Source organism: Sphingomonas cremea (assembly GCF_021502585.1).
Lineage (GTDB): Bacteria > Pseudomonadota > Alphaproteobacteria > Sphingomonadales > Sphingomonadaceae > Sphingomicrobium > Sphingomicrobium cremea.
The window spans coordinates 83,093-95,754 of record NZ_JAKFGM010000002.1 but is presented as its reverse complement, the minus strand read 5'-3'; the positions used below and the strand labels follow the sequence as shown (position 1 = coordinate 95,754).

Here is a 12,662-nt window from a genome sequence, read left to right as displayed (position 1 = left end):
AAATGAAAGCTTTTGCCGAAGAGCTATCGGTCAGGCGGCGGGCGGTGCCCTGCGGCCGATCCCCGGGATGAGCATCCCGACCCGGGCACGATATTCCTCATAGTCGCGTCCAAAGTAGCTCACCAGGTCGCGCTCCTCATGGGCTATACCGATCAGGATGTAGACCGTCATTCCGCCCGCGAAGAGCAGGTGGCTGTAGGTCATATGCGGCGTCGCCCAGAAGGCCAGGATGAACCCCAGGTAAAGCGGGTGACGGACATAGCGGTAGAACAAGGGCTGGCGCAGCCTAGGCGGCGGCGTGGCTCGCTCCCGGCCATGGAACCAGGCTTGCTGCAGTCCGAAAAGCTCGAAGTGATTGATCAACCAGGTGCTGACGAACAGCACCGTCCAACCGACGAAGAACAGCACCCAAATGGCCGGTTCAATAGGCGCGCCGCGAAAGTCCCAGAGCGAGCCGGGAATCGTGTGCCAATAGCCCAGCAGGATCGCGAGCATGGCGCTTGCAGCCAGGACATAGGTAGAGCGCTCGACCGAAGGGGGAACGAGTTTCGTCCAGCTTTCCTTGAAAACGGGTCGTGCCATCAGGCTATGCTGCATCCCGAACAGGGCAATGAGCAGCAGATCCGTGAAGATCGCCTGCCCCAAGCCGGTCCCTTCAAAGGCGCGATTGACGGTCGTCGGCCCCAAATCGAAGTCGGCGACGAATGCGATCAGCCACAGGAAGGTAGCAAAGAAGATGAGGTACGCGATAAGGGCATAGCCCAAGGCCAATATGCGTTGCATGGCGCTCCCCCTCTATTGAGCGCCTGCCGTCCTACCAGAAATATGACGCAAAGAGAATCAGAGGTCCAAACGGTTGCAATATTGCCGTAGATCAATGTACCGGCGCGCATCGTCCATCTCGCAAAATGAGGCTGTTCGCGTAGGCTTGGCGAGTCCGATTGCTGTTTCATGGCGGAATTTCAGGGCTTTCGCCGGGCAAGAAGGAAAAGTGAATGAGCTTTTCGGCACTGACTACCGCCATCGCGGTCGCCGCTGCACCGGTACCCAGCAGCGGAGCGCCGGCTACAGTTGCTGCGGCCGGCTTCGAGTCGACTACTCTCGATCCAGCTTCGCCGCTTGTGGAACCCGCGGCCGGATCCGTTGGCGTGCCTGTGCCGGCTGCGCCGGCCCAGTCGATGGAACCAGCGCCGTCTACCGAACCGACCGAGTCGACGGTACGGGACTCATTGGCGCAATTTGAATCCAAGGTTCCGGGCCCCGCCGCAGTACAGGGCGAGATAGTCGTCACCGGGCGTCGTCCGAGCCCTGGCGACCCGCTCGAGGAACTCAACTCCACAGCGTTCGAGGCCACTCAGTCGGTCGACAAGGCAATCGTTGCCCCGGTCGCATTCGCGTACAAGGAGATAATGCCCCGCCCGGTCCGCATGGGCCTGCGCAACTTCCTCCATAACCTTGGCGAGCCCATCGTCTTCCTGAACTACATGCTGCAACTCAAGCCGGGCAAGGCAGCAGAGACGTTCGGGCGCTTCGCAATCAATACGGCCATTGGCGGCGCCGGGCTGATCGATGTCGCGAAGCGAAAGCCCTTCAACCTGCCCCATCGCCGCAACGGTTTCGCCAATACGCTTGGCTATTATGGCGTAAAGCCGGGACCCTATTTCTATCTGCCGCTTATCGGCTCTACCACCCTACGTGATTTTATCGGCAACCGCGTGGATATGTTCCTTTTGCCGATGGCGTTCGGAAGGCAGTTCAACAGGCCGGAATTCGTGATTCCTGTCGCGGTGCTCAGCGAACTCGACCATCGCATCGAATTCGACGACGAGTTGACCGCGATCCGGGCGACGCGGGACCCGTATGTCGCCGCGCGCACCTATTATCTGCAAAAGCGGCAAGCCGAAATCGACGCACTCCATGGTCGCAAAGGCCCCACCGTCCCGGTAATAGTGCCGGGTCCGGCATCAAGCGATGCGGCGCCGGCACCGATACCACCCGCGCCCGTCGAGGTTATTCCCCCAAGACCGGACCTCATCCGCCAATAGCTGCGATATTCTCGGACCGGCCCAGAGACAGGCCTCAGACGGTGAAGCTTTCGCCGCAACCGCAGGCGCCTTTTGCGTTGGGATTGTCGAACACGAACCCGGCAGCAAAATCATCCTCGCGCCAATCCATCACGCTGCCGATCAAATAGAGGATCGAGGCGCCGTCGACGTAGAAGATCCCGCCGGGCGTTTCGATCTTCTCGTCGAACCTATTCTCCTCGGTGACATAGTCGACAGAGTAGGCGAGGCCCGAACAGCCGCGGCGCGGGGTGGATAGCTTGACCCCGACCGCTTCTTCCGGCGCGCGGCCCATCAGCGCGGCGATGCGCGCTTCTGCTGCGGGAGTGAGAGTGATCGCGGCGGGGCGCTGGCGGCTCTTGGTACTCATCACAGCATTCCCAATTCAAGGCGCGCTTCGTCGCTCATTTTTGAAGGATCCCACGGCGGGTCCCATACCAGTTTCACCTCTGCGTCGCGGATTCCTGGGACGGAAAGTACTCGAAGCTCTACTTCGCCCGGCATCGATTCCGCTACCGGACAGTGTGGGGTGGTGAGGGTCATGGTGACGACCGCGTCGCCATCCTCGCTGATCGCGACATCGTAGATCAGGCCTAGCTCATAGATATCGACCGGGATTTCGGGGTCGTAGATCGATTTCAGCGCCTCGATCACCGCTTCCTGAAGCTCGCCACCCGCACCGCCCTGTTCGGACTCGGGCTTCTTCTCGGACAGGAAGCCGGCGAGATAATCGCGCTTGCGCTCGAATTCGGGGGTCACCCGGGCGCGCGGAGGGGAATCGACGCCGTCGACTTCCTCGATCTCGATCTTCTTTTCCTCGCCCATGGTCATCCAAAAATCCGTTTCACCTTGTACAGGCCCTCGACCAGCGCCTCGATATCGGCCGCATCGCTGTGCGCGGCGAAGCTGGCGCGGGCGGTCGCAGGCACGCCGAGAATGTCCATCAACGGCTGGGCGCAATGATGGCCGGCGCGGATCGCGACGCCCGCATCGTCCAATATGGTGCCGATGTCGTGGGGATGCACGCCGTCGAGCCCGAAGCTGACAATACCGGCGCTGTCTTCGGGCCCAAAGAGGGTGATGCCGGGAACGGTGCGCAGGGCGGCGCGCGCCTGCGCGACCAGAGCACTTTCATGGGCATGGAGCGCGTCAAGGCCGATGCCCTGGGTCCAGTCGATCGCGGCGTGGAAGCCGACCGCGCCGACGATGTGCGGAGTTCCCGCCTCGAACCGCGACGGGGCGGGGAGGTAGGTGGTCTTCTCGAAGGTCACCCGGTCGATCATCGCGCCGCCTCCCTGCCATGGCGGCATGGAGTCGAGGATTTCCTTACGCGCCCACAGCGCACCGATGCCGGTCGGGCCGTAAACCTTGTGTGCCGAGAAGACGTAGAAATCGCAGCCGATCGCGGCGACGTCGACCGGGATTCGCGGCGCCGCCTGGCAACCGTCCAGCAGCAGCTTGGCTCCGACCTTGTGCGCGATTTTCGCGGCGCACCTGGCGTCTAGGATCGATCCGAGCACGTTCGACACATGAGCGAAGGCCACGAGCTTGTGCTGCTCGGTCAGGATCGATTCCGCGGCGGAAAGGTCGATGCGACCTTCGGGGTCAAGCGGGCAGACGTCGATCACCGCGCCAACCCGCTCGGCGAGCAGCTGCCAGGGTACGATGTTCGAATGATGCTCAAGGCCGGACAAAAGGATCCGGTCGCCCTCGCGCAAATTGGCGAGGCCCCAGCTTTGCGCGACCAGGTTGATCGCTTCGGTCGCGCCGCGGGTGAAGACCACCTCAAACTCCCCGCCACCGATCAGCGCGGCGGTGGCAGCGCGGGCAGCCTCAAAGCTGGCGGTCATCGCTGCCGAGCGTTCGTAGACGCCGCGGTGGACTGTCGCATAATCATGACCATAGGCGCGGGTGATCGCGTCGATCACTGCCTGCGGCTTCTGCGCGGTGGCGGCACTGTCGAGGTAGTGCCAGCCGGGCGGAATTGCTGGAAACTGGTCGCGCACCGCAAGGATGCTGTTCAAAGGCGTTTGGATATTCATGCCGCCACCTTGTGCAGCGTCGCGCGCGCCAGATCGGCGATGCCGAGATCGTCGCCGTCGATATCGCCCCACAATCCACCCACGAAGCCTTCGAGCAGCAGCGCGCGGGCGCTTGCCGGATCGAGGCCGCGCGCGGCGGCGTAGAACAGCTGGTTCCTGTCCAGCTCACCGACCGTTGCGCCGTGCGCGCATTTTACATCGTCGGCGTAAATCTCCAGTTCCGGCTTGGCGTTGGCGGTCGCGCCGCGGTGGAGCAGCATCGCCTTCACTGATTGTTCGGCGTCGGTCTGTTGTCCTTCGCGCGCCACTTCGATCTTGCCAAGGAAGCTGCCGGTCGCCTTGTCGCCCAGCACGCTGCGCACCGTCTGATGTGAAGTCGCGCCGGGCGCGATGTGACGCAACGTCGTGACAATCTCCAGCGTCGAATTTCCGCCGCCGATGTTCGCGCCGTACAGTGCGAAGTCCGCGCCTTCGTGCATCGTTACGTCAAGCTCGAAGCGGCCGTAACGCGGCGCATTATTGAGTGCGAAAATACGCGCAGTCGCGCCCTTCTGGAGCGTCATTTCAACGCGCCGGATATCCACTTCATCGCCGCTCGGGAGCCAGATTTGCTGCAGCCTTTGCTGCGCAGCAATTTCTACCCGCTCCGGTTGCGCAAGGCCGTCCCAAACATCGCGTAATGCGTCGATGTCGGCATAGCGATACGCCTCCAGCTTTCGGGTCGGAAGTGCGGTCATGCCGCGGCCTCCGCATAACCTTCGCGTTCCAGCTCGTGGGCCAGTTCGGGTCCGCCGGAACGCACGATCCTGCCCTTTGACAGGACGTGCACCTGGTCGGGCGTCACATAGTCGAGCAGTCGCTGGTAATGGGTGATCAGCAGAACCGATTTTTGCGGGTTGCGCATGATAGAATTGATGCCTGCGCCCACCGCTCTCAGCGCATCGATGTCGAGTCCGCTGTCGGTCTCGTCGAGGATTGCGAGCTTCGGGTCCATGATCCCCATCTGCACCATTTCGGCCCGCTTCTTCTCGCCGCCGGAGAAGCCGACATTGACCGGGCGCTTGAGCATCTCCGCATCCATCCCGAGCAGTGCTGCCTTGTCCTTGGCCAGTCGGATGAATTCGGCGCCCGACAACTCTTTTTCACCGCGCGAGCGGCGCTGCGAATTGAGGCTCTCGCGCAGGAACTGGAGGTAGGAGACGCCGGGGATTTCGACAGGATATTGGAAGCCAAGGAACATCCCCGCCGCGGCGCGTTCGTGCGGTTCCATAGCGAACAGGTCGCGGCCGTCGAACGTCGCCGACCCCTGCGTCACCTCATATCCCGGCCGCCCGCCGAGCACATAGGCGAGCGTCGACTTGCCTGCACCATTGGGCCCCATGATCGCATGGATCTCGCCGGTCGGGACAGTCAGGGTCAGCCCGTTAAGGATCGGCTTGTCGGCGACGGTCGCGTGGAGGTTTTCAATCTTGAGCATCAAAAGGCCTTCACAATCCACGAAGTGACGTCGGCGCCCGCGTCCCGGTCTTCCGCGATCCGCAGATAGTCGGGCGAGTTGAGGAATTTATCGGCGGCTTCCTCACTGTCGAACCGCAGCACGACGATCTTTTCAATGTCCGAACGGGGGCCAGACATCTGCAGCGGCTCCTCGGCGGCCGCCAGCACTGCGCCGCCGCTGCCTTGAAAGACGGCCGGGAACGCCGCGGCATAGCGGTTGTACCGATCCTTGTCCTTGAAACGGATCGTTGCCACGACGAGCGCCCGCGACATCAGCCGACACTCCCTTCCAAACTGATCCCCAGCAGCTTCTGCGCCTCAACCGCAAATTCCATCGGCAGCTGCTTCAGCACCTCCCGGGCGAATCCGTTGACGATCAGGGCCACCGCGCTTTCCGCGTCGAGCCCGCGCATCTGGGCGTAGAACAGCTGGTCCTCGCTGATCTTCGACGTGGTCGCTTCATGCTCGATGGTCGCGGTCGGGTTTTTGACCTCGATATAGGGCACGGTGTGGGCGCCGCATTCGCTGCCCAGCAGCAGGGAATCGCACTGGGTGAAGTTGCGGACATTCTCCGCGCCCGGAAGCACCCGCACCAGCCCCCGATAGGTGTTGTTCGACTTGCCGGCGCTGATGCCCTTTGACACGATGGTCGAGCGCGACCCCGCACCGATATGCACCATCTTGGTGCCGGTATCGGCCTGCTGGTAATTGTTGGTCAGCGCGACCGAATAAAATTCGCCGACGCTGTCCTCACCCTTCAGGATACAGCTTGGATATTTCCAGGTGATCGCGCTGCCGGTCTCGACCTGGGTCCAGCTCATTTTCGATCGCGCGCCGGCGCACAGCGCCCGCTTGGTGACGAAGTTGAAAATGCCGCCTTTGCCCTCGGCATCGCCCGGATACCAGTTCTGGACGGTCGAGTACTTTACCTCGGCGTCCTCGTGCGCGTAAATTTCGACCACCGCGGCATGCAGCTGATTTTCGTCACGCATCGGCGCGGTGCAGCCTTCGAGGTAGCTGACGTAGGCGCCCTTCTCGGCGACGATCAGCGTGCGCTCGAATTGGCCGGTATTCTCGGCATTGATGCGGAAATAGGTGGAGAGCTCCATCGGGCAGCGCACGCCCTCGGGAACCAGCACGAAGGTTCCGTCGGAAAAGACCGCGCTGTTCAAACAGGCGAAATAATTGTCGCGCTGCGGCACCACGCTGCCGAGGTACTTCTTCACCAGCTCGGGATATTCGCGGATCGCTTCGCTGATCGACAGGAAGATGACGCCCGCGGCCTTCAATTCCTCCCGGAAAGTGGTCGCAACGGACACGCTGTCGAACACTGCGTCGACCGCCACCTTGCGCGCGCCCTCGACCCCGGCGAGCACTTTCTGCTCCTCGATCGGGATGCCCAGCTTTTCATAGACGCGCAGGATTTCCGGATCGACCTCGTCGAGGCTGCCGACCTTGGGCCGGGCCTTGGGCGCGGCATAATAATAGGCGTCCTGGTAATCGATCTTGGGGATGTCGAGCTTGGCCCAGTCGACTTCTTCCATCTCCAGCCAGGCGCGATAGGCTTTCAGGCGCCAGTCGAGCATCCATTCTGGCTCGCCCTTGCGCATCGAGATGAAGCGGACCGTGTCCTCGTCGAGGCCCTTGGGCGCGAACTCCTGCTCGATGTCTGAGGAGAAGCCCCACTCATAATCCTTGGCCAGCGCCTCGCGGGCTTCGCGGTTGGTGACTTGCTCGTTCACTGCGCGAGCTCCTGGAGGCTGACCGCACCCAGCGCCCCGCGAACCTTGTCGCCGACAATCCCCATGTGCGGTTTAACCCGGCAATGGGCGTCAAGCGCGCAATCCGTGCGGCCCTCGCTGCAAACCGTCATTGCGAACGGCCCTTCGACCGCTTCGACAATGTCTGCGAGAGTGATTTCGCCAACCGGCCGGGCCAGCGCATAGCCTCCGCCTGCACCGCGATGCCCGACCAACAGGCCATGGGCTGCCAGCCGCTGCATCAGCTTTTGCGCCGTCGGAAGCGGCACGCCGGTGTCCTGGCTGAGGTCGGTCGCGCTAAGGCGCGCGCACGGCTCGCGGCGGGCGGCCGCGGTCATCATCACGACCGCATAGTCAGCAAGATGGGTGAGTCGCATCGTCTAATCGGAGCTTTCCAGTCCGATTTAGGCCGATACGTCCATTTTCGCAACCCTTGCGGTGGGCTACTTCACCCGCGCGATCCACTCGTTGACTCGCACTTCCAGCATATCGAGCGGCAAGGAGCCGGAGAGCAATATGGTGTCGTGGAAGCCGCGGTCGTCATATTTGGGGCCGAGTTCCGCCTTGGCTTTCGCCCGCAGCTCCTCGATCTTCAGCTTGCCGACCATGTAGGAGGTCGCCTGGCCCGGATAGACGATATAGCGCTCGATCGCCTTGACGATCCCGCCCTTGGCGTCGGCACTATTGTCCTCGACATATTTGATTGCCTGTTCGCGGGTCCATCGCTTGTGGTGGATACCGCTGTCGACGACCAGTCGGATGGCACGGTGAAGCTCAAGCTGGAGCCGGCCGAAGTCGCGGTACGGGTCCTGGTAGAGGCCCATCTCCTTGCACAATTTCTCCGCGTAGAGCCCCCAGCCTTCATCGGTTGCGGTATATCCGCTGAACTGGCGGAACGGTGGAACCGCACCCTCGGGAAGTTCGGCCAGCAACGCGCCCTGGAGGTGATGACCGGGGATGCCTTCGTGGCAGAACAGCACCTCGGACTCGATCGAAGGCATGTTCTTCATGTCGTAAAGATTGACGTAATAGATGCCCGGCCGCGAACCGTCGGGCGGCGGGTCATTATAGAAAGCCTTGCCGGCCGACTTTTCTCGGAACGGCTCGACCGGCTTGATCAAAAGCTCGGTCTTGGGAAGACGCCCGAAATAACGCGGAAGCTGGGCCTGGACCGCAGCCTGCGCCTTCTTGGATTCGTCAAGATAGGCCTGCCTGCCGGCCGGCGTGTTGGGATAGTAGAATTGCTTGCCGTCGCGGATATGCGCGAAGAACTGCTGCAGCGTCCCCTTGAAGCCGACCTTGTTCTTGATCGCTTCCATCTCGCCATGGATGCGCGCAACCTGCGCCAGGCCCAGCTCATGCACCTGGTCGGGGGTTAGGTCGGTCGTCGTGTAATATTTCAGAAGCGCCTGATACTGGGCGGCGCCATTGGCGAAGCGCCAGACTCCATCGTCGGTCCCGGCGCGGGTTTGCTGATCCTGCAGCATCGCGATCAGCCGCTGATAGGCCGGGCCCATCGACCCAATCAGCGCGTCGTGCGCTTCCGCGATCAACGCGGTCTTTGTCTCCTGCGGGATGTTGAGCTTGCCGACCTTGGCCTTGAAGTCGGCGTAGACGTCATTGTCCGCGCCGGTGGTGAATGGCGCGCCGGTGATCAGGTTCTTTGACTGCTCGATAACCTGCGGGAAGACCCATTTGGGCGGAAGGACGCCGAGCTTCTCTCGCTCGATGCTCTCCGCAACCGCCTGGTCGATATAGGGCCCGGTGGCGCGAATGCGGCTGACATAATCGCGCGCATCCTGCTCGGTATCGACCTTGTGAATGTTGATGAGTAAGGCGGGAATATCGGATTGCGCCCCATTCATCTGGTCGAACACATAGGCGTAGCGACGATAGGGGAAGATGCTGGCCGATCGCTGGTTGCGGTAAAGGAGCAGGTCGTAGCTCAGCTGGTCCTCGGCCGAGAGCGTGGCGCGATTGAACCGGGCAACCATCTCGTCGGCGGTGCGCTGGTCGAGCTCGCGACTGGCGATCGCGGCTGCGTCGGTGAATTGGTCGAGCTTGCCGTAATCCTGGTCCTTGATCCCGCGATAGGCCTTGGACATCGGCGAAAGCGCCAACTCGGCCTTGTCGTAATCCTCGAAGAATTTCTTGAGCGCCGCAGCCTGGTCTACGGGCGCTGGCGGAGCAACGGCGGCAGGAGCTTCGGCCGCGATCGGTGGGGCTGGAATTGCCTCTGGCGCAGTTGTCGCGCAGGCGGCGAGAAGCGCAGTGGAGGCAAGGAGGGTGGATCGGATCAAGGCTATGCTCCCGTTGGATGAGTTGCGCGCGACCATGGCGGCGCAGCCGCTGTCCGCAAAGAATTTTCGATAAACGGCAGTTTCGTCACCCTGAACTTGTTTCAGGGGCCATTTTCGTGAAGTGCAGCGAAGTCTCCGGAATGGATGCTGAAACAAGTTCAGCATGACGGCTGCAGGAAACGACGGTGCTGTACAAACTCCTTCGCCCTTTCGCCTTCGCACTCGATGCCGAGACAGCTCATCGAGCTACGATATGCGCCTTGTCCCTGGCCCCGCGATTGCCATTGCCCGCTTTTGCGCCGGAGCTGGCGAGCGAGGTTGCAGGGCTTCGCTTTCCTTCGCCGGTCGGTCTCGCGGCGGGCTTTGACAAGGATGCGGAGGTACCTGACGCGATGCTGGGCCTCGGCTTCGGCTTCGTCGAAGTGGGGACGCTGACCCCTGAGCCCCAGCTTGGCAATCCCAGGCCGCGCCTTTTCCGGCTGAAGGAAGACCGGGCGGTGATCAACCGGATGGGGTTCAACAACCAAGGCCAAGCGGCCGCGCTGGATCGGCTTAGCAAGCGCGATCGGCGCGGCGTAGTTGGAGTCAATATCGGCGCCAACAAGGATAGCGCCGACCGCATCGCCGATTACGCAGACAGCGTTCGCCTGATGGGGCCCGTCGCGGATTATCTGACGGTCAACGTCAGCTCTCCCAACACGCCGGGCCTCAGGAATCTGCAGGCTGGTGGCGAACTCGTCGAGTTGCTTGCTGCGGTGCGCGACGCACGTACATCCGGAGTTCCCGTCTTCCTGAAGGTCGCTCCGGACCTTGAAACGGGTGATCATGAGCGGATCGTCCGCGCCGCAGTCGATCATGGGATCGACGCGCTGATCGTGTCGAACACCACGATTTCGCGACCGCCGCTGAAGTCCCCTTACGCTAACGAAACGGGCGGTCTCTCGGGCCGGCCGTTAAAGGCGCTGGCGCTTGAACAGCTTCGCAAGTTTCGCGTCGCCACGGGCGGCCAATTGCCGCTGATCGCCGCCGGCGGGATCGAGAACGGCCATGACGCTTGGGAGCGGATCACCGCCGGGGCGTCGCTGGTCCAGCTCTACTCCGCGATGGTCTATGAAGGTCCGGGCATTGCCCGTCGCATCGCCGAGGAGCTGAAGGTCCTGCTCGGCGTGAGCCAAATGATCAACATATCCGAGGCGGTGGGAAGCGACGCGGGTTAGCGGCTCAGCAGCAATACTACGCCTTCGCGCCGCGGGTCGTAGCCGCCATCGACCCGGCCATCGCGGATCATCACCGCATGAACGCCGCTGTCCTCGCCCTGCCCGGGCTTGAGGTCGACGCCCTTGGCCTGAAGCGCGGCCATCATCCCGGGACTGAATTTGGTCACCTCGCCGTTGAAATTACGTCCGCGTGCGACCAGGTTCGGCGCCGCCAGCGCCTGCTGGACCGGCATGCCCCAATCGATCGCTGCGACCATTGACTTGGCGACATAAGCGAGGATCGCATTTCCTCCGGCCGACCCGAATGCACCGGCGAAACGCCGATCGCCATCCAGCAAAATCAGCGGAGTCATCGACGAGCGAGGACGCTTGCCCGGCGCAACCGCATTGGCGGCCGGCCGGCCCTCTGTGTCTACCGGCGAGAAGGAGAAGTCGGTCATCTGGTTGTTGAGGAAAAAGCCGTCGACCATCCGGCCGGAGCCGAAGATGCTTTCGACCGTAGTGGTCATCGACACGATGTTTCCTTGGGCATCGCGGATGATGAAATGCGAAGTTCCGGTCGGCTCATAGGTTCGGTCGGTACCTGCCACGACGGCCTCGGCGGGGTTGCCGGCCACTGGCGGCGGGCCGACGGATTCGCCGATAAGATTCGCCCGCTTAGCAATATAACCGGGCGCCAGCAGCCCTTCGACCGGGACATTCACGAACGCCGGATCGCCGACAAAGCGGTCGCGGTCGGCATACATAATCCGGCTAGCCTCGGCGAACAGGAACCAGGCCTGTGGGTCGCCGGCTCCGCGCGATGCAATGTCGGTCCGCTCTAGCAGCATCAGCAGCTGCAGCAGGCCGACGCCGCTGGATGGGGGCGGCGGGACGCAGGCGAGATAGGCTCGATAGGGACCGCACAGCGCCTCCCGCTTCACCGGCCGATAGTTGGCGAGGTCGGCCATGGTCATCGATCCGCCGAGCGGTTCGGCGCGGGTCCGTGCCACGATGCGAGCGCCGGTCTCGCCGGCATAAAGTGCCGCTGGGCCCTGGCCAGCCAGCCGGCGGAGGAAGTCAGCGTAGGGCTTGTTCGCCAGCCGGTCGCCCGCATTGAGAAGCGTGCCGTCCGACTTGGAGAAATAGGCTATTACATCGGGGGCGTGGTTCTCTGCAAACTCGGCGTGGATCATGCGGTGGAGTCGGGGGCTGACGATGAAACCTTCGTCCGCGGTCCGCTCGGCCGCACCGAACAACTCACGCCAAGCTAGCTTGCCATGTTCCTGATGAGCCAGCGCCAGCATCTTGACCGCACCAGGCACGCCGGTAGCCCGGCCACTCAACACCGCCGTGTCGAACGGCAACGGTTTGCCGCCGGGCCCCAGGAACATGCCTGGTGTCGCTTGTGCCGGTGCAACTTCACGGCCGTCGTAAATCATGATCTTGCCGGAATTGGCATCATAGTAATTCATGAACGCGCCACCGCCCATGCCCGAGCTTTGTGGCTCGACCAGTGACAGCATGGCTTGCACTGCGATTGCCGCATCCACTGCGCTACCGCCGCGCCGAAGCACCTCCAGTCCAGCATTAGCCGCCAGCGGATTGGCCGCGATGACAAAGGGTTGAGCTTCGACCGCGGCCGCGATGCCGGCCGGAGGAGGTGGAGCGGCGCAGGTGGCGAGGACGGCAGTAGAGAGGGCGATGAGAAATCGACTGACAAGTGACATAGTGACTGACCTAGCGCGGGTCCTCGCTGGCGTCCAACCGCCGCCTGTCGCCCTGCTGGCCAACAGCGGCTGAT

Annotated in this window: 13 protein-coding genes; 2 read left to right on the top strand and 11 right to left on the bottom strand. The window is 62.6% G+C overall.

Annotation, left to right across the window (positions count from 1 at the left end):
- Positions 1-30: 30 nt before the first annotated feature.
- Positions 31-783, bottom strand: a complete 753-nt coding sequence (mddA, locus tag LVY65_RS06825; protein WP_235067273.1) for a methanethiol S-methyltransferase — start codon at positions 781-783, stop codon at positions 31-33.
- A gap of 212 nt (positions 784-995) precedes the next feature.
- Here mddA and LVY65_RS06820 point away from each other — a divergent pair, with 212 nt between their 5' ends.
- Positions 996-2,045, top strand: coding sequence for an MlaA family lipoprotein (locus LVY65_RS06820; protein ID WP_235067272.1), 1,050 nt, complete (start codon positions 996-998; stop codon positions 2,043-2,045).
- Between the two features lie 34 nt (positions 2,046-2,079).
- On the opposite strand, the gene LVY65_RS06815 is transcribed toward LVY65_RS06820, so the two are convergent.
- From LVY65_RS06815 to LVY65_RS06775, 9 genes are all read right to left on the bottom strand, one after another.
- Entirely contained in the window at positions 2,080-2,433 is a 354-nt protein-coding gene (locus LVY65_RS06815) for a HesB/IscA family protein (protein WP_235067271.1), read from the bottom strand.
- Positions 2,433-2,888 (bottom strand): SUF system Fe-S cluster assembly protein, encoded by a 456-nt coding sequence (locus tag LVY65_RS06810; protein WP_235067962.1) that lies wholly within the window; start codon positions 2,886-2,888, stop codon positions 2,433-2,435. Before LVY65_RS06810 ends, LVY65_RS06815 begins: the two co-directional genes overlap by 1 nt.
- A 2-nt stretch (positions 2,889-2,890) precedes the next feature.
- The gene (locus LVY65_RS06805; RefSeq protein ID WP_235067270.1) at positions 2,891-4,105 is read right to left on the bottom strand and encodes a cysteine desulfurase; all 1,215 of its coding nucleotides are present in this window, start codon (positions 4,103-4,105) and stop codon (positions 2,891-2,893) included.
- Positions 4,102-4,842 (bottom strand): SufD family Fe-S cluster assembly protein, encoded by a 741-nt coding sequence (locus tag LVY65_RS06800; protein ID WP_235067269.1) that lies wholly within the window; start codon positions 4,840-4,842, stop codon positions 4,102-4,104. Before LVY65_RS06800 ends, LVY65_RS06805 begins: the two co-directional genes overlap by 4 nt.
- Positions 4,839-5,582, bottom strand: a complete 744-nt coding sequence (gene sufC, locus LVY65_RS06795) for a Fe-S cluster assembly ATPase SufC (RefSeq protein WP_235067268.1) — start codon at positions 5,580-5,582, stop codon at positions 4,839-4,841. The genes LVY65_RS06800 and sufC overlap by 4 nt, the downstream gene beginning before the upstream one ends.
- Positions 5,582-5,875 (bottom strand): DUF1330 domain-containing protein, encoded by a 294-nt coding sequence (locus tag LVY65_RS06790; RefSeq protein WP_235067267.1) that lies wholly within the window; start codon positions 5,873-5,875, stop codon positions 5,582-5,584. Before LVY65_RS06790 ends, sufC begins: the two co-directional genes overlap by 1 nt.
- Complete coding sequence (sufB, locus tag LVY65_RS06785; protein WP_235067266.1) at positions 5,875-7,344, bottom strand: Fe-S cluster assembly protein SufB; 1,470 nt, start codon at positions 7,342-7,344, stop codon at positions 5,875-5,877. The genes LVY65_RS06790 and sufB overlap by 1 nt, the downstream gene beginning before the upstream one ends.
- Positions 7,341-7,739: an RrF2 family transcriptional regulator gene (locus LVY65_RS06780; RefSeq protein WP_235067265.1), complete on the bottom strand. Its 399-nt coding sequence runs from the start codon at positions 7,737-7,739 to the stop codon at positions 7,341-7,343. The genes sufB and LVY65_RS06780 overlap by 4 nt, the downstream gene beginning before the upstream one ends.
- A 66-nt stretch (positions 7,740-7,805) precedes the next feature.
- Complete coding sequence (locus LVY65_RS06775; RefSeq protein WP_328282497.1) at positions 7,806-9,662, bottom strand: DUF885 domain-containing protein; 1,857 nt, start codon at positions 9,660-9,662, stop codon at positions 7,806-7,808.
- 185 nt (positions 9,663-9,847) lie between these two features.
- Between LVY65_RS06775 and LVY65_RS06770 the strand changes: the two genes are divergently transcribed.
- A complete protein-coding gene (locus LVY65_RS06770) occupies positions 9,848-10,879 on the top strand; it encodes a quinone-dependent dihydroorotate dehydrogenase (protein WP_235067263.1) in 1,032 nt (343 codons plus the stop codon).
- Here the strand turns inward: LVY65_RS06770 and LVY65_RS06765 are convergent.
- Positions 10,876-12,588: a gamma-glutamyltransferase family protein gene (locus LVY65_RS06765; RefSeq protein ID WP_235067262.1), complete on the bottom strand. Its 1,713-nt coding sequence runs from the start codon at positions 12,586-12,588 to the stop codon at positions 10,876-10,878. The two genes, LVY65_RS06770 and LVY65_RS06765, sit on opposite strands and share 4 nt — an antisense overlap.
- Between the last annotated feature and the right edge of the window lie 74 nt (positions 12,589-12,662).

Coding starts and splice junctions, on each gene's coding strand:
- mddA (WP_235067273.1), bottom strand. CDS start 783: ATGCAACGCATATTGGCCTTGGGCTATGCCCTTATCGCGTACCTCATC.
- LVY65_RS06820 (WP_235067272.1), top strand. CDS start 996: ATGAGCTTTTCGGCACTGACTACCGCCATCGCGGTCGCCGCTGCACCG.
- LVY65_RS06815 (WP_235067271.1), bottom strand. CDS start 2,433: ATGAGTACCAAGAGCCGCCAGCGCCCCGCCGCGATCACTCTCACTCCC.
- LVY65_RS06810 (WP_235067962.1), bottom strand. CDS start 2,888: ATGGGCGAGGAAAAGAAGATCGAGATCGAGGAAGTCGACGGCGTCGAT.
- LVY65_RS06805 (WP_235067270.1), bottom strand. CDS start 4,105: ATGAATATCCAAACGCCTTTGAACAGCATCCTTGCGGTGCGCGACCAG.
- LVY65_RS06800 (WP_235067269.1), bottom strand. CDS start 4,842: ATGACCGCACTTCCGACCCGAAAGCTGGAGGCGTATCGCTATGCCGAC.
- sufC (WP_235067268.1), bottom strand. CDS start 5,582: ATGCTCAAGATTGAAAACCTCCACGCGACCGTCGCCGACAAGCCGATC.
- LVY65_RS06790 (WP_235067267.1), bottom strand. CDS start 5,875: ATGTCGCGGGCGCTCGTCGTGGCAACGATCCGTTTCAAGGACAAGGAT.
- LVY65_RS06780 (WP_235067265.1), bottom strand. CDS start 7,739: ATGCGACTCACCCATCTTGCTGACTATGCGGTCGTGATGATGACCGCG.
- LVY65_RS06765 (WP_235067262.1), bottom strand. CDS start 12,588: ATGTCACTTGTCAGTCGATTTCTCATCGCCCTCTCTACTGCCGTCCTC.